Here is a 20,058-nt window from a genome sequence, read left to right on the forward strand (position 1 = left end):
GCAGGGTCAATTTGAAAGGGCGCTTTGGTCCTGAAACCTGATCTGGTGCCCGCGGGCGCCGTGGCTATGGGTTTCCCGGTGCTTTTCGCAGGTCCTTCTTGGCCCCACGTCGTCCCGAGCGGGCAAAGCGCGCAAACAAGCGGCCGTCAGTTACGGCAAAGCCGATGCCAATGACGGCAAATCCAAACCAGGCTATCGGCGCCATGGTTTCGCCCAGGAAAACAACCCCCAAGGCAATTGCAAAGGGCGGGATCAACAATGTCACCAAAAGCAGATTGGCCGCCCCGGCCCGCGCCAGAATTGCGAAATACAGCCCATAGGCCAGCGCCGTCGAAAGCGTGGAGAGCCCAAGAAGTGCCGCCCAAACCCCCATAGACAGTGAAAGGTTCGGCGGGCCATCCAGCACAAGAACGGCCGGGATCATCAGCACGGTACTGCCAAGTAACATACCGAATGCATTGACCAGCGGCGGTTGATCCGAAAGCATGCTGCGCCCCCATACCCCGGCAAGCGCATAAGACATGGTTGCACCCAGCACAGCGAGTTGCGCCAAATTGTGCAGGCTGAATGCGGTCACTGCCGACGGCCCCATGATCAGCGCCACGCCCACAACCCCGAGTGTTGCCCCCGCGATGCGTTTGAATGTCAGAGGTTCATCTTTCAAAAGCAAGCCAGCCATCAGGGCGGCGAACATGGCAGTGGTCGCATTCAGTATAGAGGCAAGGCCGCTGTCAATTTGTGTTTGCCCCCAGAAAATCAGGGAAAATGGAATCGCGTTGTTTAACGCCCCCATGACGAGGTACGCCCCCCAAATCCGCCCAGGGCGGGGCAGACGGGCGCCCCGGGCCCGTAGGGCACAGGCCAGGGCGGTCATTGCCCAGAATACGCGGTGCAACGTGATCGTCATCGGCGGCAGTTCCGTCAGAGCCACTTCGGCAAAGAAGAACGAGCCTCCCCAAACGGCAGCCAGCAGCAATAACATCATGCTGGCCTTGAGATCCATCGTAGGCGGGGGTGGTCTGTTCATTTTCTGCCTTTCCGGGCGAACTGTTGCCGGACAAAGCTAACTTGCAGATGGTTTTGGCGCGATCCGTTTCTTGCGGATAAGACCAGATCCGGGCCTGCGCCTAGCCCGATCCGATCAACACACCCGCGGCGAAAACCAGCGCCCCGCCCAGCACGACCTGAAACGCCGCGCGCAGCATTGGGGTGTCCATGTAACGGTTTTGAATCCAGGCGATTGCCCAAAGTTCGACAAAGACCACCAGCACCGCAATGCTGGTTGCGGTCCAGAAATCCGGGATCAGATAGGGCAGGGCGTGCCCCAACCCGCCCAGGGTGGTCATCACCCCCGACGCGATGCCGCGTTTGAGGGGGGAGCCGCGCCCGGACAATTGGCCGTCGTCGGATGCGGCCTCGGTAAAGCCCATGGAAATTCCGGCCCCGACCGAGGCCGCCAGGCCAACCAGAAACGTGGTCCAGGTGTTCTGGGTGGCAAAAGCGACCGCAAAAATCGGCGCGAGGGTGGAGACAGAGCCATCCATCAGCCCCGCAAGGCCGGGCTGCACCCATGTCAAAAGGAATTGGCGTTTGGCGCTGTTGTCTTCGGTTTCGCGCGCTTCTGGGTCCAGGTGGGTGTCTTGCAGCCGGGTTGCGCTGTCCTGATGGTTTGCTTCTGCTGCCGCCAGATCACCCAGCAATTTGCGGGTGTCGGCGTCGGTGGTGCGTTTGGCGGCCGCCAGATAGAACCGTTCTGCATCCCGTTCCATGGCGGCGGCTTCGTCCCGCATACGGTCAAGCCCGAGATTCTCGATCAGCCATACCGGGCGGCGGGCGTAATATCCCGCCACATGTTCCCGACGGATCAGTGGAATGACCTCGCCGAACCGGGCGCGGTGCAATGCAATCAGCTGTTGGCGGTGGCTGTCTTCTTCCTGGGCCATGCCGTCAAACACCGCCGCGCTGTCGGCAAAATCGGCGCGCAGACGTTCGGCGTACATCCGATAGATGCGCGCGTCGTCCTCTTCTGACGAGATGGCAAGCGCCAGCACCTCTTGTTCGGACAGATCAGAGAAATGGCGGCGCTGGGTCAGGAATCGCATGGGGTGCCCCTAGATTAGAATGATTCTAAACATAGCGATGCGCCCGGACATGGCAAGATCTGGTTGCGGAATTTTCGCCAGATCCTGATTTTGCCCGCCCTAATTTTGCCGATCCTTAATTTTGCCAGATCCTAATTATGCCTGTCCAACCGGCCCTGTGCCATCATCGCCGCCACTGATCCGTCCTCTGTGGCCTGTTCGGAATAGGTGAATGTGCCCTGGTCCAGCACCTCAGAGGCCGCCCGATAAAATCCGCCAAGCGCGGCACGGGCAAAAGACCCGCCAACGCTGATCCGGCTGACGCCGGCCGCGGCCAATTCGCTGACGGAACAATTCGGCCCCGAAATCCCCATGAGCACATTCACCGGCTTGTCGACCGCATCGCAAAGCGTGCGGATTGCCGCGATGTCGCGCAGACCGGGGGCATAAAGCACATCCGCCCCCGCCTTGGAAAACGCCTGAAGCCGCAGGATCGTATCGTCCAGATCCGGGCGTTGCCACAGAAAATTCTCGGCCCGCGCAGTGAGAAGAAAGGGCTGGCCACGACAGGCCTCGGCGGCGGCGGCAATCCGTTCCGTGGCCAGGACAAGATCATGGATCGGCGTATTCGGATAGCCGGTTGCATCCTCGATCGAGCCGCCAACAAGCCCGATCTTGATCGCCTCGGCAATGGTGCGGGCGCAATCACCGGGGGAAATGCCAAACCCATCCTCCAGATCCGCCGTGACCGGAAGGTCGGTCGCCTCGACAATGGCGGCGGCATTGGTCAGAAGCTCGGTCCGGGACAGGCTGGCGAAACTGTCGCGTTTGCCGGCGGAAAAGGCATAGCCCGCGCTGGTGGTGGCCAGGGCCGAAAACCCCATGGCGGTCAGGATACGGGCGGTGCCGGCATCCCAGGGGTTGGGGATGACAAAGGCGCCTTTGGCAGCATGCAGCGCCTTGAAGACCTCGTATTTGCGATATTGCTCTGACACTGGGCTGGGGGGCTGGCCCATGTGTTGCCCCGAATATTGGTCCGCCATAGGACACTCCTTTGCTGGATTTCACCCTACCACAAAAGCGGGGCATCGGGCGACAAAGGTGAACGCGCGGCTGTTGAAACTAAACCGAACAGTCTATAAGTTAATCACACAAGGAGCCGCAAGAATGAGCCCGACCGCCGAATTGGCCAAAACCACCAATCCATCGCAAATCCGCCGAGGGCGCAAGTTTGACCAGGTTCTGGCGGGCGCGCGCGAGGTGTTTCTGGCGCAGGGCTTCGAAGGGGCCTCTGTTGATGACATCGCCCGCGCCGCCGGGGTGTCCAAGGCCACGCTCTATAGCTATTTCCCCGACAAAAGGCTGCTGTTTACCGAGGTGGCCTCCTGCGAATGTTGCCGCCAATCCGACACCGCCATCGCGGTGATCGACGCAAACGGCCCGCCACGCAAAGTGCTGGATCAGGTCGCCCGGCATTTCCTCGGGTTCATCCTGTCGGATTTCGGCATGTCGATTTTCCGCATCTGCGTGGCAGAGGCGGATCGCTTTCCCGACCTCGGCCGCCAGTTCTATAACTCTGGTCCGGCCGTGATGCGGGTGGCGCTGGTGGATTACATGCGCGGAGCGGTCGAGCGGGGCGAACTCGACATCACGGATCTCGATCTGGCGGCCGATCAGTTCAGCGAATTGTGCAAGGCCGATCTGTGGCCGCGCATGATTTTCAATGTGTCTGACCGGATCACGCCGGAAGAGATTGACCGCGTGATCACCGGCGCGCTGGACATCTTCATGGCCCGTTACGGCGTCTGACGCCGCCATCGCCCGGATCAATCAACCCGCCGCACCAAAAGCTGATTGCCCGCCCCCTTGCGGGTTTCAAACACCTTCAATTTCGCCACCAGATCACTCAGCTTGCGCTGGCCATAGCTGCGGGTGTCGAAATCCGGGTTGGCGGCGATGATGAATTGGCCGATCTGGCCAAGGGTGTACCATTCGTCGCCCTGTTCGATCCCCTCCATCGCCTTGAAGATCAGATTGCGGGCCTCTTCCAGCGATCGGGTGCTGGGCGCTTCGCGCACCTCATCTTCGCCGATGTTTTCCAGAAAAATGAACCGCTTGCAGGCCTTGCGAAACGCATCCGGCGTCTTGCGCTGACCCATGCCGTACACATCCAGCCCCTGTTCGCGCACCCGGCTGGCCAATCGGGTGAAATCGCTGTCCGATGATACCAGCACAAATCCGTCAAACCGCCCGGAATGCAACAGATCCATCGCATCAATCACCAGCGCGATGTCACTGGCGTTCTTGCCGACGGTATTGGCGGGTTGATGGTGCGGCACCAGCCCGAATTCGGCCTGCACCCGGCTCCACCCTGCCATCTGTTGCGATGAAAAATCACCATAGCAGCGCCGCACACTGGCTTCGCCCAATGTGGCGATCTCGTCAAAGATCGCCTTGGTATATTTCGGGGATGTGTTATCGGCGTCGATCAGGACAGCCAGCAGGTTTGTTTGTTCTCTCATGCGGGCACCATGGCGGCAACCGCACCAGAGGTCAAACCAAAGACCGGTACATCACCAAAGCATCAACATACCCTTCGGTCGGATGGCAAAAAGCCCCGGGCAAGCGGCCCACAACGTCAAATCCGGCCCGCTCCCACGTGGCAATGGCGCGGGAATTGGTCGCCACGACAAAATTGTATTGCATGGCGCGAAATCCCTGTTGGCGGGCCTCGTCCAGCGATGCCGCCAGCATGGCCCGCGCCACGCCTTTGCCTGCGGCGGCGGGGCTGGTGCAATAACCGGCATTACAGACATGTCGCCCGCCGCCGGTCTGGTTCGCCCGCACATAAAAACAGCCCAATGCGCTGCCATCTTCCTCGGCAATCCAGACCCGCGCGGTCTCTGGCCAGAAATAGGCCAGGCCCCCGGCCATGCCGCCCTGCGGATCGGCACAAAAGGTCTCGCCGCTTTCCACCGCGGGCCGAATAATGGCCCAGACCACGGCATCATCCGCACCGCGGCGCGCTTCTCGAAAACTCAGCCCCATGCTCGACCCTTGCTTCTCTTCTTTCCAAATACGCATCTTTCCGCACCCTCTACGCGTCCGGCCCGGTGAACAGCATTGCCATGCTGCCACCGGGCCGGATCAGTCCGCCGCAAAGGATGGCCCGCGCAGGTGCCTTAGAATTCCACAACCGCGCGGATGGATTTGCCCGCATGCATCAACTCAAAACCTTCGTTGATGTCATCCAGCGACAGTTTATGGGTGATCATCGGATCAATCTCGATCTTGCCATCCATGTACCAATCGACAATTTTCGGCACATCGGTGCGCCCGCGTGCGCCGCCAAACGCCGTGCCACGCCAGACCCGGCCTGTCACAAGCTGGAAGGGACGGGTCGAAATCTCGGCGCCGGCCGGGGCCACGCCGATGATGATCGATTCACCCCACCCCTTGTGCGCGGCCTCCAGCGCCGTGCGCATCACGCCGACATTGCCGGTGGCATCAAATGTGTAATCCGCGCCGCCTTTGGTCAATTCGACCAGATGCGCCACCAGATCGCCCTCGACCTTGGACGGGTTGACGAAATCGGTCATGCCGAAACGGGTGGCCATGTCGACCTTGTCGTCGTTCAGATCAACCCCGACAATCTGGTCGGCGCCAGCCAGGCGCAACCCCTGAAGCACGTTCAGACCAATCCCGCCCAGACCAAAGACAATGGCGCGGGAGCCGATTTCCACCTTGGCGGTGTTGATCACCGCACCAATGCCGGTGGTCACGCCACAACCGATGTAACAAACCTTGTCAAACGGCGCATCCTTGCGGATCTTGGCCAATGCGATTTCCGGCAAAACCGTGTGATTGGCAAATGTCGAACAGCCCATGTAATGCAGGATCGGCGTGCCATCGAGCATGGAGAACCGCGATGTGCCATCGGGCATTACGCCCGCGCCTTGTGTCGTGCGGATCGCCTGACACAGGTTGGTCTTCGGGTTCAGACAATATTCGCATTCGCGGCATTCCGGCGTGTAAAGCGGAATGACATGATCGCCCGGTTTCAGACTGGTGACACCGGCTCCAACCTCAAGCACAACACCGGCCCCCTCGTGGCCCAAAATCGCCGGAAAGGCGCCTTCGGGGTCGGCCCCGGACCGGGTGAATTCATCGGTGTGGCAAAGACCGGTGGCCTTGATCTCGACCAGAACCTCACCTGCCTTCGGCCCTTCGAGGTTCACTTCCATGACTTCCAGGGGTTTGCCCGCTTCCAAAGCAACCGCAGCTCGTGTGCGCATGTGTTTTCCTTTCCAGGGCTGTCTCGTCAAAATGTCGCTGCGAACCTGCGGGAAACCCGATCCGGCTGCAAGTCACAGTTCGGCGTCAGATGTTTATGCGGCTATTTTTCCAGACGAAAGTTCATATGGCAGGCACCACAGGCCCGCCCGATCGGGCCGATCCCGGCGCGCAGCATGTCGACATTGGTCACATCCAGGGCGGTGATCGCGGTTTCCAGGGCCATGGCCTGGGCGGCGAAATCGTTCCAGTCCCGCCAGATTTTGGGCCGGGCTTCGGATTTGGGATCACTGGCCTTGGTTTCAAAAACCTCCGGGATCTCGGCGGCATGTTGCAAAAGCGCGGCGCGGGCGGTTTTCGCCTTGTCGGCGTCAAATTCGGTTTTGCCACGCGCCATATCTGCCAACGTGCCAACACTGCGCGCCATTTCCGACATGCCGTGCATCCGCGCCTTGACGTGGCGATCCTTGACCCCGCTATGGGCCAGCGCCATGCCGGCAAGTGTTCCGCCGACAAGCGCGCATAAAATCAGGCAGGGAATTTGGCGGCGCATGTGCAAAGGCTCCAGATGTTTCTGTCTGCGCAAGACTCGCAAATTGCCAGCGGCTCCGCAACCGGCGGCACGGAAAAGATACCGTTCCCCTTCTTCTGTTCAAAAATATCCCGGGGGGTCTGGGGGGCTGGCCCCCCAGCCTGTCGGCGCGCGCAGGCGCGGCGACATCACAAACCAAAAACGCGTGCCGCCCGGGCTGGGAACTCGACTCTCCAATCTGCCCCTGATATTGGTGAGAACATAAAGTGAACAAATCTATCGCCGTCATGCCGCACCGTCGCCTCCTCTCTCTCTGGTTTCCCCGGCTTGGGGCCGAACGCCTGTTGCGACAGGCGCGCGGCGATGCTGCCTTGCAAGAGATGCCCTTTGCCGTGGTCGAGGATGTGGGCAATGCCCAGATCCTGTCCTCCGTGTCGGATGCGGGCTCGGCGGTCGGGCTTTATTGCGGCCAGCCGCTGCGCGATGCCCACGCGGTCAGCGCCAACCTGCGCACATTGCGGCGCAATCCGCAGGCCGAGGCGGCGTTCCTGGCGGCCTTGATGCGTTGGGCGGGCAAGTTCAGCCCCTGGGTCGCGCTGGATGGGGACGAGGGGCTGATGTTGGATGTGACCGGTTGCAGCCATCTGTTTGGCGGTGAGGCGGGGCTTTGTCGTCAGGTTGCACAGGACTGTCACGATATGGGGATCAGCGTGCGGCATGGCCTTGCCGACAGTCGCGGCGGGGCCTGGGCGCTGGCGCGATACGCCGGGCGGGGGGCGGGGCAGGGCGGGGTGCATACACGGTCCGGCGATGACATCGACCAGGAGGCCCGCGCCACCCGGTCGCGCGCGGCCAAGCGGCGGCATTGGGAACGCGGCGGGGCGGCCCCGACGGGACAGGGAACAGGACAGGGAACAGGACGAGGGACGGAAATCCCCGCCGGAACGATCGCCCCCCCCGGCCAGAACCGCAGTGCGCTGGCCGCCCTTCCGGTGGCGGCGCTGCGGCTGGATGGGGACACGGCGGCCCAGCTGGCGCGGCTGGGCCTGCGCAATATCGGCGATCTGGCGGGACAGCCGCGGGCGGCACTGGCGCGGCGGTTCGGCAAGGGGCTGGTGCTGCGTCTGGATCAGGCCTTTGGCGCGGTGCCAGAGCCGATTTCCCCCGCCGCCCCGCCGCCCCGGTTTGCGGTGCGCATGACCCTGCCGGATCCGATCGGGCTGGAAGAGGACGTACTGGCCGGGCTGGACCGGCTGTTGCCACGCCTGTCGGTGCTTTTGCAGGACAAGGGCATGGGCGCGCGCACCCTTCGGTTGCAGGCCTTTCGCAGTGATCACACCATGCAGACGCTTGAGGTGCGGCTGGCGCGTGCCTCATATGACCCCGAACGCCTGCGCCCGCTGCTGGCGATGAAAGTGCATGAGATTGACGCCGGTTTTGGCATCGACATGCTGCGGCTGGAGGCGGTGCAGGTCGAGCCGCTGGCGATGCGCACGCCGGTGGGGCATCTGGCGGCGGGGGCGGCGGTGAATGCGCGGCTGGCGGCGAATACCAGTCTGGATGATCTGATCGGGCGGCTGGGCGCGCGGGTCGGCATGGAGGCGATCACCCGTCGCCACCCCGGCGACAGCCATATCCCGGAAAAGACCGAACTGGTGCTGGCGGCCGCCTGGTCCGAGCCTGCCGCAGATTGGCCCGCCCCGGCGCGGCCCCGGCCGTTGCTGTTGTGGCAACCTGAACCGGTGCAGGCGCCGGTGGTGCCACGCCTGTCGGCGCGGTTCCGTTGGCGGGGGCGGGCGTTGACCCTTGTGGCGGCGGCGGGACCGGAGCGTATTTCCCCGGAATGGTGGCTGGATGACCCGGCTTGGCGGTCGGGCCAGCGTGATTACTGGCGTGTGACCTGTGGCGAGGGGGATCAGCTTTGGTTATTTTTTGCCCATGGCGGGGCGATGTCGGCGGGATGGTTCTGTCAGGGCAGTTTCGCATGACGTCGCAGGATGGCGCGGATCGGCCGCGAGGTGGCGCGGATCTTATCCATGGGTAAGGCGTAAATATCTGTTAACAAACATTTATTTTGCGTGTCTTTGCCGCGCGGTGCCCGCGACGGTGATGCGCCCATGGACCGCAGGGGGCAGAGGCGTTGTGCCGGACCGTTTGATTTGCTGGTTGATTTGCCGGAGAAACCGCGCAAATCTTTACCCTATGAATAGTTTTTCCCCCTTTCCCGCGTCCGGGTCGGATGTGGTGGCGTTTCAACGCCCCGAGCTGTCGGTCATCCTGTCGCTGTATGGTCGCATGGTGGCGGCGGGTGAATGGCGAGACTATGGGATTTCCATGCTGCGCGATGTGGCGGTGTTTTCCGTGTTCAAGCGCACTGCGGAAAATCCGCTGTACCGGATCGAGAAACGCCCCAAGCTGCGGAACCGTCAGGGCATGTATGCGGTGATTGGCATCGACGGTCAGGTGCTGAAGCGCGGTCATGATCTGAAATCGGTGTTGCGGGTGCTGGAGCGGAAATTGATCCGTGTGGTTGAATAGGGCCGACCTGGGCCTGTGGTCTGAGAATATGGCATGAGAGATCCGCCTGAACAAACCTGTTCTGGAAACTGGGCCCGAATAAAACGGCCCGAACAATACGGCCTCCACATATGCAGCAGGGGGTATGCAGGGAGGGGGCCGGCCCCCTCGGCCTTTGGCCTCACCCCCGGGATATTTTTGGTCAGATGAAGGCCGGAGGAACGCCTGCAGGTTGGCGAGGCACAGGTGAGGCAACGGCGGGGAGCATCAGTGGGGAGCATTGGCGGGAATTACACCTGCGGTGCGCGCGGTTTCAGCTGCATCAGGCTGTCTACCCAGGCCAGTTGTTTTGGCAGGCTTATCCGTTTCAAATCATAATGCGCCACCACATGGGCACGGGCATTGCGGCGCAGGTGATCGCGCAAATCGGCGTCATCCAGCAGGGTACAGACCTTGTCGACCAGGGCTGTGCGGTCGAAGAAATCCACCAACAGGCCGGTGTCGCCGTCAGTCAGAACCTCGCGCACCGGGGCGGTGTCGCTGGCGACAATTGGTGCGCCTGCGCTCATCGCTTCGAGCAGCGACCAGCTGAGTACAAAGGGATAGGTCAGATAGACATGTGCCCGGCTGACCCGCATGAAGGAGAGAAAGACACCATAGGGCACCCGGCCGAGGAAATGCACCCGCGCCCAATCGGCATCGGGGATTTGATCGCGGACCTCGTCGATGAAGACCTGTTTCCAGCTTTTGCCATCCGGGGCCTTGGCCCCGTAGCTGACCTGGTCGCCGCCGATCAGCACGATCTGGGCCTTGGGCCGCCGCCGCAGCAGGTCGGGCAGGGCACGCATGAAGATGTGATAGCCGCGATAGGGTTCGAGGTTGCGGTTGATGAAGGTAATCACCTCGACGTCGCGCGTCAGGGTCTGGCCATTGCCAACGTCCAGCTGTGCATTGCTATCGGCGGTGACGTAATCGGTGTCGATCCCATCGTGGATCACGGAAATGCGGGCGCGCATGTCGGGCGGGAAGGTGTCGGCCTGAAATGCCGTCGGGCTGATGCCGGCATCGCCGACCTCGAAGTGCAACCGGTTGTTGAGGTTCTTGAACCGCAAGCGCAGGGCATCGGTGGCCGGCGAGGTGCCGGTGAATTCCGGGTCGAACCCGACAAAGGGATATTCGGCGGTGTGGTATAATTCGCAGTAAAGCCCCAGGCGGGCCTCTGGCCAGACGTCTTTGAGAAACAGGCTTTCGCCCCAGCCGTGATGCGCCAGGATGACATCGGGTGAAAAGCCGCGTGCTTTCAGGGCAAGGGCGGCGGTGTAACAGCTTTGGCCGCGAATCACCTTGGTTTCAAAATCCTGCAGCCAGGGATGTTGGCCCTTGGCCGGGTTACCGTTGATCTTGTAGGGGACGATGGTGACGCCGTTCCATTGGGTCGGTTTGTCGACCTTTGGGGTCAGGGCGACAACCTGATCGCCGCGTGCGGCCAGAGCCGGGGCAAGATGTTTGTATTGGCCGGGAAAATTCTGATGAATTAAAAGGTACTTCGTCACGCCTGTCATTGCCCGATTGTTTTGCCGTGACTATAGGGCGGCATTGCGGGTCGGACAAGCATCGGCCGCGCATGTCTGGTCAGGATGGCGCGCGGACCGGCCGTTGATCGGACGGCGGCGCCGATCACGGCGCGGCAAGCGCGCGCCCTATTTCGAGAATCGTGCCCGAACGGCGGCCATGTCGAGTTGCTGTTCGGTCAGGCCTTCTGGTTCCCACTCGCTTCTTTCGGCCTCAAAGAAATCACCGCCATAGATATGCAGCGCGGCGGTGAGCCGTGGAATCGGGTTGCTGACGGAATGGATGATGTCCGGCCCCATAGGGCAGACATCGCCGGTTGTCAGCGACCGGGCCCCCGCCGCTTCGATCAATCCCTGGGGATGGTCCTTGATTCGCCGCCAGAAGATATTGTCCTCTCGTCCGCCATAAATGCCGATCACGGCCCACATTTCGTGGTTGTGGGGCGGAATCATCACCGTAGGCTTCCACGCGAGGTTCACGATGGTCAGATTGTCGGACTGATAAAGCGCGGTGATTCCCGGTTCTGTCGGCTCGCCCAGGGCGGCCATCACGGCGGCAGGATCGGCCATGGCACGCCGCATCACTTCGGCGGCGGAGGTGTGGGTTGGGTCATTTTCAACGGCGTCGCAGCAGTCGGAAACGAATCTTTCTACATCAAACATCGACGTCCCCCCGGCGTGATCCAATGTTGCCATCATATCACAAGTGGCATTCTGCGTCAGCCTTGGGGCGCGGTTGGGGGCGGGCCGGGGCCGGATTGGGGGGCAGGATGTTCGCCCAAAAGAAAAGGCCGCGCAAGAATGCACGGCCCTTTCGAATTCAAGTCGCTGTCAGCGTTCAGCCCTGGCGGGCTTTGAACCGCCGTTGTGTCTTGTTGATCACATAGACACGGCCCTTGCGGCGCACAATGCGGCAATCGCGGTGCCGATTCTTGAGCGAGCGGAGCGAGTTCTTGACCTTCATGTCAGTCTCTCCTTCTACGCGGCGCGTGGGCGCGCCTGGGTTGTTGTTTTGCTCTGGCCAACATGGCCAGAGCGGTGAAATGGTGGGCGATACTGGGATCGAACCAGTGACCCCTTCGATGTCAACGAAGTGCTCTACCGCTGAGCTAATCACCCGAGAAACCTCGCACTGACGGAGAGCCCCATAAAAGAATGGGGCGCGGAACCCCGCGCCAGTAGACGGCTCTATAAATAGGTTTGCGGGGGCGATCAAGGGCTTTTGATAAGGAAAGAAAAAGGACTAGTATCGTGGCATGACTTGCGGGAGACGCTTTTGCCCAAGACCGCCTTTACCCTGTTCCGCCCAGAGCGTGTTTTGACGCCTGTGGTGTTTGCCTCGCCACATTCGGGGCGGGATTATCCATGGTCCTTCCTGCGGCGGACCGTATTGGACGAACATGTGATTCGCACGTCGGAAGACGCCTATGTGGACCGGCTTTTTGAATGTGGGCCGCAATTTGGTGCGCCTTTTCTATGTGCGGGGGCGCCGCGGGCCTTTGTCGACCTCAATCGGGCGGCAGAGGAGCTGGACCCGGCGTTGATTGAAGGCGCGCGCAAGCCGGGGCATAATCCACGGGTGATGTCCGGGCTGGGGGTGATCCCGCGTGTGGTGGCCGGCGGGCGCAATATTTACCGTGGCAAATTGACCATGGCCGAGGCCGAGGGCCGGATTGACCGCTATTGGCGGCCCTATCATCAGCAGGTGCAGACGCTTTTGACCGAAGCGCATGAGCGATTCGGCGAAGCGGTCCTGGTGGATTGCCATTCGATGCCGCATGAGGCGTTGGAACCGATTGCCCGTTCCGGGGCCCGCAGACCCGAGGTGGTGATCGGCGATCGCTTTGGCGCATCGGCAAGCGAAGAGATTGTTGAGCGGATCGAGATGGCCTTTGTTGCGGCGGGGCTGGTGGTGGTGCGCAATGCACCTTTTGCCGGGGCCTATATCACCCAGCATTATGGTCGGCCTTCGCGGCAGCAGCACGCAATTCAGATCGAGATTGATCGCTCTCTCTACATGAATGAGCAGGCGATTCGCCCAAATGCGAATTTTCAGGCCTTTCGAAAATTGTTGCGTGGGGTGGTGGCGGAAATCGCCTCTATCGGTGCGCAGGAATTGCCGTTGGCGGCGGAATAGCCCGCCCGCTGACGACGCGTTGCCCCCAAGCATCGCGGATTTCACAGGCGTTTTCACGGGCTTTGAAGAGTCCCGGACGTGATCCGGGACCTCATCGCAGGCCGCTGGAGGTCCCGGATCAGGTCCGGGACTGGTGCGCATGGGGTTTCTGGCCCTGGCGCAGAGCGCGGCCTTTGAAACTAGCGCAGGGCGCGGCCCTTGAGACTAGCGCAGAGCGCGGCCTTTGAGAATCGCATCCGGCCCAAAGCGGGCGCGAATCGCATCTGTGGCGCGTTCGGCCCCGGCGCGGCGGCTGGCATCGGGGTCCAGAAGGTCCGGGGCGCGGTCGGCGTCATCCGCAGACACCAGATGGGAAATCCCGCAGCCCAACAGCCGATAAGCCCCCTGATCGGCCACGCCATCGAACAGCGCCCGTGCGGTGCGATAGATGGTGTCGGCCATCTGGGTCGCATCGCGCAGGGATTGCCGCCGGGTCAGGGTTTGGAATTTGGCGGTCTTCAGCTTCAAGGTCACCACCAATCCGGCCTTGTCCTTGGCCTTGGCGCGATCTGCGACTTTCTCTGCCATGCGCCAAAGATGCCCGTCGAGCAGATCCGGGTCCGAGGTGTCCTCGAAAAAGGTGGTTTCATTGCTGATGGATTTGATCGGCGCATTGGCAGAGATCCGGCGCCGATCCTGGCCGCGCGCCAGATGCCACAGGCGGGTGCCCATCGAGCCGAACCGGGCCGTCAGGTCGCGTTCATCCCAGCGGCGCAGATCGTTGAAGGTGCGAATGCCCGCCTTTTCCAGCGCCGCCTGTGCGGCCTGACCCACGCCCCAGATCATGCGCACGGGTTTGTCGCGCAGAAAATCCTCGGTCTCGGCCTGGCCGATCACGGAAAACCCATGCGGTTTGTCCAGATCGCTGGCGATCTTGGCGAGGAATTTGTTATGCGCCAGACCCACCGATCCGGTGATGCCCAATTCGGTGCGCATGCGCCGCACCATACGCGCCAGCATCAGCGCCGGGGGCGCGCCGTGCAACCGCTGGGTGCCGGTCAGATCGAGAAATGCCTCGTCCAGCGAGAGCGGTTCCACCACCGGGGTCAATTCATCCATCATGGCGCGGATGGCGCGGGATACGTCGACATAGGCGGACATGCGCGGTTTGATCACCACCGCGTCGGGGCAGAGTTTCAGCGCCTGAAACATCGGCATCGCCGAGCGCACGCCGCGAATGCGCGCAACATAACAGGCGGTCGAGACCACACCGCGTTTGCCGCCGCCGATGATCACCGGTTTATGGGCCAGGCTGGGGTCATCGCGTTTTTCCACGCTGGCATAAAACGCATCGCAATCCATATGGGCGATGGTCAGATCGTTCAATTCGTCATGCGCCACAACCCGGCGCGACCGACAGGCCGGGCAGGGCGGGGCATTGGCCGACCCCCAGGTGGGATCGACGGCGAATTCATGCAAACAATCACGGCAGAGGGCGGGCATGGTGGTGCTCTTAGGGCAGACACCCCATATATATCCGGTATGCAGCCACAGGGCGAGGGGGCAGATGGGCGAAACTGAATTCTCTGGTGCAAAGCTGGCCTTGTTTCTGGGGGACAGCCTGTTGGTGATCCGGCGCGATGACCGCCCGGATATTCCCTGGCCAAATGCGCTTGACCTGCCGGGGGGCGGGCGCGAAGGCGGCGAAAGCGCCAAATCCTGTGCATTGCGCGAAACCCGCGAAGAGGTGGGATTGGTGGTTGCGCCAGAGGCGCTAAGCTATTGCCGGACTTATATGCGCCCGCATGGGCGGGTGGTGTTTTTTGTGGCGCATTTGCCCGCAGAGGCCGAAAAAGACGTGGTTTTTGGCAACGAGGGCCAGGGTTGGATGTTGATGCCGCCGGAAACCTTTGCCGACCATCCCGAAGCTGTGCCACATTTTCGCGACCAAATGCGGGCCTATCTTGACCAGCGATAGCTGCGGCGTGCGCAATTGTCGTGCAAGTTGTCCCGGCTGCGACTATGACCCGTTGAAGTCCGCCTGACGCAGGGGTAGGACGCGACTGTTTTTGACCCGAAAGCGACACAAAATGCGAATGAGAGACACTTTTATCAAACCCATGCACCCGGAAGGGCGTCGGTTTGTGGCGATTTTTGCAGCAATCACGGTTTTGCTGTTTCTGGTGTCCCAGATTCTGGGCTGGATCGGCGTCGGGTTAACGGTCTGGTGTTATTACTTCTTTCGTGACCCCAAGCGGGTGGTCCCGGTGCGCGAGGGGCTGGTTGTCAGCCCGGCGGATGGGATTGTGTCGTTGATCGAACATGCGGTGCCGCCGCCGGAACTGGGCATGTCGGATGCGCCGCTTTTGCGGGTCAGCGTATTCATGAGCGTGTTCAACTGTCACGTGAACCGTGCGCCGGTGCCCGGTCGGATCACGGCCATCGCTTATCGCGCGGGCAAGTTCTTTAATGCCTCGCTGGACAAGGCAAGTTCTGACAACGAGCGCAATTCGCTGTGCATCGAAATGGCGGATGGTCGCCAGATCGCGGTGGTGCAGATTGCCGGTCTGGTTGCCCGTCGGATTGTGTGTTTCGTTTCAGAAGGCGACACGATTGACGCGGGCGCGCGGTTTGGCCTGATCCGGTTTGGGTCGCGGTTGGATGTCTATCTGCCGGACGGGGTTTTGCCACAGGTGCATCTTGGCCAGACGATGATCGCCGGTGAAACGGTTCTGGCCGATCTGACAGCCAATGATTCCGACCGTGTGGCGCGGACGGACTAGGTGATGCAGGACATGCCACCCGAAGACCCGTCCAAAACGGGGCGCGACAAGAAGAAATTCGTGCCGATCGTGCATCTGTTGCCCAATCTTCTGACGCTTGCGGCGATCTGTGCCGGGCTGACGGCGATCCGATTTGGCTATCAGGGCGATTTCGAACAGGCTGTGCGGTTGATCCTGTTGGCCTGTATTCTGGACGGGGTCGATGGCCGGTTGGCGCGTTTGTTGCGCTGTCAGAGCCAGGTGGGGGCGGAGCTGGATTCGCTGGCGGATTTTGTCAATTTCGGCGTGGCGCCGGGGCTGATCATCCACGCTTGGGCGCTTCAGGATTTCAGCCGCGCCGGGTGGATTGCGGTGTTGTGTTATTCGATCTGCTGCGTGCTGCGTCTGGCCCGGTTCAACGTCAACAACCGCGCCGCCGCAGACACCGGCAGTGATTTCTTTGTCGGGGTGCCGTCGCCGGCGGGGGCGATCCTGGCCATGGTGCCGATGTATGTCGCGTTCCTGTTCGGGGATGCGACGCTGGTGCCGCCGGCGGTTGTCGCGGGCTATATTCTTTTGATCGGGTTGCTGATGATCAGCCAGATCCCGACCTATTCTTTCAAGAACCTTTCGATTTATCGCGAGAATGCAAAATTTTGGGTTTTGGGTGCGATCATGACTGTTGTCGCATTGTTCACATACCTTTGGGCTACGCTGCTTGTGGCCACCATTGTTTATGTCGGCGGGCTGATATGGGCTTTTTGGTCGATGCGGAAAACTACCAAATAAGGGGATGCTCCTTTGGATCCTAACCAAGTCAAAGTTTCTTATGCCCGGTGGGCACCTATTTACGATCATACCTTTGGAGCGGTCACGCGGATCGGACGCCGCAGGTCGGTTGAATATATCAACAACCTGCCGGGGGACCGGGTGTTGGAGGTTGGCGTCGGCACGGGCATGGCCCTGCGCCATTACCGCCCCGACATCGAAGTGACCGGCATTGATTTCAGCCATGACATGCTGGGCAAGGCCCGCGCCAAGGTGCAGGAACTGGGCCTGAAACAGGTGGTCACGCTGAAACAGATGGACGCGCGCGAGATCGAATTTCCCGACAATTCCTTTGATGCCGTGGTTGGCATGCATCTGGTTTCGGTGGTGCCAGAGCCGGAGCGGGTGATCGCGGAAATGGCGCGGGTCTGCAAACCGGGGGGCAAGGTGATCATCACCAATCATTTCGCCCACGAATCTGGCATTCTTGCTGTGGCGGAACGAATTTCCGCCCGGTTTTACGACGTCCTGGGCTGGCATTCCGATTTCAGCATCGACACTGTGCTTGGCGAACCCAGCCTGCAAATTGTCGAGCAACAGAAATTCCCACCGCTGCGGATGATGACGTTTCTTGTCTTGCAAAAAGCCGCTAACTGCTGATTTCAAACGGTAATTTATAGATTTCCGACCGGCCGCTGACCTCTCTGTCGCGGTCCGGTCGATGCCATGCGCACCACCCGGTTTCGGGTTTCATGTGGTTGGCGCATAGGGATATGCAAAACCGGCATTTGCAGTTCCGGGACCGCCCTACATAGGCTGCGCACATCCAAGACAGGGAGCAATGATAATGAATTTCTTGAAAAACTGTGTGGCTGGTGCGGCGCTGACCATCGCGCTTGCCGGTGGTGCCATGGCCGAAAACAGCCTTCGGGTGGCCTATGACGCCGATCCGGTCTCGCTTGACCCGTATGAACAGCTTTCGGGTGGCACGCTTCAGCTGAACCATATGGCGTTTGACCCGCTGGTGCGCTGGACCCAGGATCTTCAGTTCGAGGCCCGTCTGGCCGAAAGCTGGGAACAGATCGACGAAACCACCATGCGCTTCAAGCTGCGCGAAGGGGTGAAATTCCACTCCGGCAACGAAATGACGGCCAAGGATTTCGACTGGACCTTTGACCGCGTCAAGGAAAGCCCGGATTTCAAAGGGATCTTCGCACCTTTCACCGATCTGGAAGTGGTCGATGATTACACCATCGACCTGAAAACGGCCAAGCCTTTCCCGCTGGTGCTGCACACCGCGACCTACATCTTCCCGATGGACAGCGCGTTTTATTCCGGCATGACCGACGACGGCAAAGACAAGGCCGAAATCGTCAAGCACGGCGACAGCTTTGCTTCGCGCAATCTGTCGGGCACCGGTCCGTTCATCGTGACCGAGCGCGAGCAAGGCGTCAAAGTCATGTTCGAACGTTTTGACGGCTATTGGGACACCGCATCCGAGGGCAATGTGGATGAAATCATCCTGACCCCGATCAAGGAAGATCCGACACGGGTTGCCGCACTTCTGTCCGGTGATGTGGATTTCATCGCGCCCGTGCCGCCGACCGATCTGAAACGTCTGGAAGATGCCGATGGCGTCAACCTGATCACCATGGCGGGCACACGGATCATCACGTTCCAAATGAACCAGGAACGGGTTGAGGCGTTCAAAGACCCCAAAGTGCGTCAGGCGATTGATTATGCCGTGAACAACGCCGGTATCGTGGATCGCATCATGCGCGGCTTCGGCACCGTGGGCGCACAGGCGTCGCCAGCCGGGTATCTGGGCCACGTTGAAGGCATGGAACCCCGGTTTGACGTCGAAAAAGCCAAGGCCCTGATGGCCGAAGCGGGCTATGCCGACGGGTTTTCCATCACCATGATGGCGCCGAACAACCGCTATGTGAACGATGACAAGATCGCCCAGGCTGTGGCCTCGATGTTGTCGCAAATCGGGATCAAGGTGGATCTGCAAACCCTGCCGAAAGCCCAATACTGGCCCAAGTTCGACGAACGCGCGGCTGACATGATGATGATTGGCTGGCACGCAGACACCGAAGATTCGGCCAACTTCCACCAGTTCCTGACCGCGTGCCCGGATGCAGATTCCGGCAATGGTCAGTACAACTCGGGCAATTATTGCAACCCCGAGGCGGATGCGCTGATGGATGCGGCCAATGGCGAAACCGATCAGGCCAAGCGTGGCGAAATGCTGCAAGAGCTGGAGCAGATGCTCTATGACGACGCGGCGTTCATCCCGCTGCATTGGCAGAACCTCGCATGGGGTGCCAAGGACGGCATGAATGCGGGCGACATCGTCAACGCGTTGAACTTTCCCTACTTTGGCGATCTGAAGATCTCTGAGTAAGTTCGGAAACCTCCGGGGGCGCGGATTCGCGCCCCCATTCTTTCTGCCGGAACGGAACCGGGCGGAAAACAGGCATTCACTAGGGGGGACGACGCGGTATGTTTGCTTATCTCGTCAAACGGATCTTGCAGGCCATTGCGGTGATGCTGGCAATTTCCATGATCGGATTTGCCATTCAGGGCAATCTGGGCGATCCACTGCGCGAGCTTCTGGGCCAATCGGTGTCCGAAGAAGTGCGCCAGCAATTGCGCGAAGACCTTGGGCTGAACGACCCCTTTTTGGTGCAATACATGCGATTCCTGGGCAATGCGTTGCAGGGCGATCTTGGCACGTCGTATTTCTTCAAGGAACCCGCGCTTGAGGTCATCCTGAAGAAGTTTCCTGCCACGATGGAGCTGGTGTTCGGCGCGACGCTGATCATTGTTGGCCTGTCTGTGCCGCTGGGGGTTTATACCGCGATCCGGCCCAATTCGATTGCCAGCAAGGTGATCATGGCGCTGTCGATTGTCGGCATTTCCATTCCAGTCTTTCTGACCGCCATTCTGATGATCTATCTCTTTGCGGTCGAGCTTGGCTGGATGCCATCCTTTGGTCGGGGGGAAACGGTGCATGTGTTTGGCTATTGGGACACCAATTTCCTGTCTGCCGATGGCTGGGCGCATATCATCATGCCCTCTGTCGCGCTGTCGTCGATCATGTTGCCGCTGTTTGTGCGGCTGATCCGGGCCGAAATGATGGATGTGCTGCAAAGCGAATATGTGCGTTTCGCCCGTGCCAAGGGCATTGCGCCCTGGCGGATCTATTTCATCCACGCGTTGAAAAACACCATGCTGCCGGTGATCACCGTCGGCGGTGTCCAGATCGGCACCATGGTGGCCTATACCATTCTGACCGAAACCGTGTTCAGCTGGCCCGGCATGGGGTCGATGTTCCGGGAGGCGGTGAACCGGGTCGATACCCCCCTGATCGTGGCCTATCTGATTGTGGTCGGGTTTATCTTTGTCATCACCA

Annotated in this window: 21 protein-coding genes and 1 tRNA gene; 10 read left to right on the plus strand and 12 right to left on the minus strand. The window is 60.7% G+C overall.

Features of this window, described 5'->3' with window-relative positions; all coding sequences use genetic code 11:
* Window positions 1–64: 64 nt before the first annotated feature.
* The 3 genes from Q4577_RS15935 to Q4577_RS15945 form a co-directional block, all read right to left on the minus strand.
* Entirely contained in the window at window positions 65–1,027 is a 963-nt protein-coding gene (locus Q4577_RS15935) for a DMT family transporter (RefSeq protein ID WP_303470774.1), read from the minus strand.
* Window positions 1,028–1,127: 100 nt separating this feature from the next.
* Window positions 1,128–2,102, minus strand: a complete 975-nt coding sequence (gene mbfA, locus Q4577_RS15940) for an iron exporter MbfA (protein WP_303470776.1) — start codon at window positions 2,100–2,102, stop codon at window positions 1,128–1,130.
* Between the two features lie 131 nt (window positions 2,103–2,233).
* On the minus strand, window positions 2,234–3,124 hold the full coding sequence (locus tag Q4577_RS15945) for an oxaloacetate decarboxylase (protein ID WP_303470778.1): 891 nt from the start codon (window positions 3,122–3,124) through the stop codon (window positions 2,234–2,236).
* Window positions 3,125–3,248: 124 nt separating this feature from the next.
* On the opposite strand from Q4577_RS15945, the gene Q4577_RS15950 reads away from it, so the two are divergent.
* Window positions 3,249–3,890, plus strand: coding sequence for a TetR/AcrR family transcriptional regulator (locus tag Q4577_RS15950; RefSeq protein WP_303470781.1), 642 nt, complete (start codon window positions 3,249–3,251; stop codon window positions 3,888–3,890).
* A 17-nt stretch (window positions 3,891–3,907) separates the two neighbouring features.
* On the opposite strand, the gene Q4577_RS15955 is transcribed toward Q4577_RS15950, so the two are convergent.
* The 4 genes from Q4577_RS15955 to Q4577_RS15970 all read right to left on the minus strand — a co-directional run bounded on the left by Q4577_RS15955 (window position 3,908) and on the right by Q4577_RS15970 (window position 6,927).
* A complete protein-coding gene (locus Q4577_RS15955; protein WP_244685054.1) occupies window positions 3,908–4,603 on the minus strand; it encodes an NYN domain-containing protein in 696 nt (231 codons plus the stop codon).
* Between the two features lie 31 nt (window positions 4,604–4,634).
* Window positions 4,635–5,165 (minus strand): GNAT family N-acetyltransferase, encoded by a 531-nt coding sequence (locus tag Q4577_RS15960; RefSeq protein ID WP_303470784.1) that lies wholly within the window; start codon window positions 5,163–5,165, stop codon window positions 4,635–4,637.
* A 98-nt stretch (window positions 5,166–5,263) separates the two neighbouring features.
* The gene (locus tag Q4577_RS15965) at window positions 5,264–6,376 is read right to left on the minus strand and encodes an S-(hydroxymethyl)glutathione dehydrogenase/class III alcohol dehydrogenase (protein ID WP_303470786.1); all 1,113 of its coding nucleotides are present in this window, start codon (window positions 6,374–6,376) and stop codon (window positions 5,264–5,266) included.
* A 101-nt stretch (window positions 6,377–6,477) separates the two neighbouring features.
* A complete protein-coding gene (locus tag Q4577_RS15970; protein WP_303470788.1) occupies window positions 6,478–6,927 on the minus strand; it encodes a cytochrome c in 450 nt (149 codons plus the stop codon).
* Between the two features lie 266 nt (window positions 6,928–7,193).
* On the opposite strand from Q4577_RS15970, the gene Q4577_RS15975 reads away from it, so the two are divergent.
* On the plus strand, window positions 7,194–8,894 hold the full coding sequence (locus tag Q4577_RS15975) for a DNA polymerase Y family protein (protein WP_303470819.1): 1,701 nt from the start codon (window positions 7,194–7,196) through the stop codon (window positions 8,892–8,894).
* 214 nt (window positions 8,895–9,108) lie between these two features.
* Window positions 9,109–9,444 carry a DUF2794 domain-containing protein gene (locus Q4577_RS15980; protein WP_303470790.1) on the plus strand — a complete coding sequence of 112 codons (336 nt, stop codon included), beginning with the start codon at window positions 9,109–9,111 and terminating at the stop codon, window positions 9,442–9,444.
* 269 nt (window positions 9,445–9,713) lie between these two features.
* Here the strand turns inward: Q4577_RS15980 and Q4577_RS15985 are convergent, their stop codons facing one another.
* The 4 genes from Q4577_RS15985 to Q4577_RS16000 all read right to left on the minus strand — a co-directional run bounded on the left by Q4577_RS15985 (window position 9,714) and on the right by Q4577_RS16000 (window position 12,113).
* Window positions 9,714–10,985, minus strand: a complete 1,272-nt coding sequence (locus Q4577_RS15985; protein WP_303470792.1) for a glycosyltransferase family 4 protein — start codon at window positions 10,983–10,985, stop codon at window positions 9,714–9,716.
* Between the two features lie 138 nt (window positions 10,986–11,123).
* A complete protein-coding gene (locus Q4577_RS15990; protein ID WP_303567626.1) occupies window positions 11,124–11,681 on the minus strand; it encodes a hypothetical protein in 558 nt (185 codons plus the stop codon).
* Between the two features lie 151 nt (window positions 11,682–11,832).
* Entirely contained in the window at window positions 11,833–11,958 is a 126-nt protein-coding gene (ykgO, locus tag Q4577_RS15995) for a type B 50S ribosomal protein L36 (RefSeq protein WP_054004448.1), read from the minus strand.
* An 80-nt stretch (window positions 11,959–12,038) separates the two neighbouring features.
* A tRNA-Val gene (locus tag Q4577_RS16000) sits at window positions 12,039–12,113 on the minus strand.
* A gap of 157 nt (window positions 12,114–12,270) precedes the next feature.
* Between Q4577_RS16000 and Q4577_RS16005 the strand changes: the two genes are divergently transcribed.
* A complete protein-coding gene (locus tag Q4577_RS16005) occupies window positions 12,271–13,131 on the plus strand; it encodes an N-formylglutamate amidohydrolase (RefSeq protein WP_303470802.1) in 861 nt (286 codons plus the stop codon).
* A gap of 204 nt (window positions 13,132–13,335) precedes the next feature.
* On the opposite strand, the gene Q4577_RS16010 is transcribed toward Q4577_RS16005, so the two are convergent.
* Window positions 13,336–14,613, minus strand: a complete 1,278-nt coding sequence (locus Q4577_RS16010; protein ID WP_303470804.1) for a DNA polymerase IV — start codon at window positions 14,611–14,613, stop codon at window positions 13,336–13,338.
* A 64-nt stretch (window positions 14,614–14,677) separates the two neighbouring features.
* Here Q4577_RS16010 and Q4577_RS16015 point away from each other — a divergent pair, with 64 nt between their 5' ends.
* The 6 genes from Q4577_RS16015 to Q4577_RS16040 all read left to right on the plus strand — a co-directional run.
* Window positions 14,678–15,088: an NUDIX hydrolase gene (locus tag Q4577_RS16015; protein WP_303470806.1), complete on the plus strand. Its 411-nt coding sequence runs from the start codon at window positions 14,678–14,680 to the stop codon at window positions 15,086–15,088.
* 91 nt (window positions 15,089–15,179) lie between these two features.
* On the plus strand, window positions 15,180–15,893 hold the full coding sequence (locus Q4577_RS16020) for a phosphatidylserine decarboxylase (RefSeq protein WP_303470808.1): 714 nt from the start codon (window positions 15,180–15,182) through the stop codon (window positions 15,891–15,893).
* 12 nt (window positions 15,894–15,905) lie between these two features.
* On the plus strand, window positions 15,906–16,661 hold the full coding sequence (gene pssA / locus Q4577_RS16025) for a CDP-diacylglycerol--serine O-phosphatidyltransferase (RefSeq protein ID WP_303470822.1): 756 nt from the start codon (window positions 15,906–15,908) through the stop codon (window positions 16,659–16,661).
* Window positions 16,662–16,673: 12 nt separating this feature from the next.
* Window positions 16,674–17,300 carry a class I SAM-dependent methyltransferase gene (locus Q4577_RS16030; protein ID WP_303470810.1) on the plus strand — a complete coding sequence of 209 codons (627 nt, stop codon included), beginning with the start codon at window positions 16,674–16,676 and terminating at the stop codon, window positions 17,298–17,300.
* A gap of 187 nt (window positions 17,301–17,487) precedes the next feature.
* Window positions 17,488–19,047 carry an ABC transporter substrate-binding protein gene (locus tag Q4577_RS16035; protein WP_303470812.1) on the plus strand — a complete coding sequence of 520 codons (1,560 nt, stop codon included), beginning with the start codon at window positions 17,488–17,490 and terminating at the stop codon, window positions 19,045–19,047.
* A 98-nt stretch (window positions 19,048–19,145) separates the two neighbouring features.
* On the plus strand, window positions 19,146–20,058 hold a 913-nt coding region (locus Q4577_RS16040; protein WP_303567627.1), incomplete at its 3' end, for an ABC transporter permease.

It is taken from the genome of Marinovum sp. 2_MG-2023 (genome assembly GCF_030548265.1).
In the GTDB taxonomy this organism is placed as follows: Bacteria; Pseudomonadota; Alphaproteobacteria; order Rhodobacterales; family Rhodobacteraceae; genus Marinovum.

Excerpts from the sequence above, each read along its gene's own strand:
- Q4577_RS15935 (WP_303470774.1), bottom strand. The coding sequence starts at position 1,027 with ATGAACAGACCACCCCCGCCTACGATGGATCTCAAGGCCAGCATGATG.
- mbfA (WP_303470776.1), bottom strand. The coding sequence starts at position 2,102 with ATGCGATTCCTGACCCAGCGCCGCCATTTCTCTGATCTGTCCGAACAA.
- Q4577_RS15945 (WP_303470778.1), bottom strand. The coding sequence starts at position 3,124 with ATGGCGGACCAATATTCGGGGCAACACATGGGCCAGCCCCCCAGCCCA.
- Q4577_RS15950 (WP_303470781.1), top strand. The coding sequence starts at position 3,249 with ATGAGCCCGACCGCCGAATTGGCCAAAACCACCAATCCATCGCAAATC.
- Q4577_RS15955 (WP_244685054.1), bottom strand. The coding sequence starts at position 4,603 with ATGAGAGAACAAACAAACCTGCTGGCTGTCCTGATCGACGCCGATAAC.
- Q4577_RS15960 (WP_303470784.1), bottom strand. The coding sequence starts at position 5,165 with ATGCGTATTTGGAAAGAAGAGAAGCAAGGGTCGAGCATGGGGCTGAGT.
- Q4577_RS15965 (WP_303470786.1), bottom strand. The coding sequence starts at position 6,376 with ATGCGCACACGAGCTGCGGTTGCTTTGGAAGCGGGCAAACCCCTGGAA.
- Q4577_RS15970 (WP_303470788.1), bottom strand. The coding sequence starts at position 6,927 with ATGCGCCGCCAAATTCCCTGCCTGATTTTATGCGCGCTTGTCGGCGGA.
- Q4577_RS15975 (WP_303470819.1), top strand. The coding sequence starts at position 7,194 with ATGCCGCACCGTCGCCTCCTCTCTCTCTGGTTTCCCCGGCTTGGGGCC.
- Q4577_RS15980 (WP_303470790.1), top strand. The coding sequence starts at position 9,109 with ATGAATAGTTTTTCCCCCTTTCCCGCGTCCGGGTCGGATGTGGTGGCG.
- Q4577_RS15985 (WP_303470792.1), bottom strand. The coding sequence starts at position 10,985 with ATGACAGGCGTGACGAAGTACCTTTTAATTCATCAGAATTTTCCCGGC.
- ykgO (WP_054004448.1), bottom strand. The coding sequence starts at position 11,958 with ATGAAGGTCAAGAACTCGCTCCGCTCGCTCAAGAATCGGCACCGCGAT.
- Q4577_RS16010 (WP_303470804.1), bottom strand. The coding sequence starts at position 14,613 with ATGCCCGCCCTCTGCCGTGATTGTTTGCATGAATTCGCCGTCGATCCC.
- Q4577_RS16015 (WP_303470806.1), top strand. The coding sequence starts at position 14,678 with ATGGGCGAAACTGAATTCTCTGGTGCAAAGCTGGCCTTGTTTCTGGGG.
- pssA (WP_303470822.1), top strand. The coding sequence starts at position 15,906 with ATGCCACCCGAAGACCCGTCCAAAACGGGGCGCGACAAGAAGAAATTC.
- Q4577_RS16035 (WP_303470812.1), top strand. The coding sequence starts at position 17,488 with ATGAATTTCTTGAAAAACTGTGTGGCTGGTGCGGCGCTGACCATCGCG.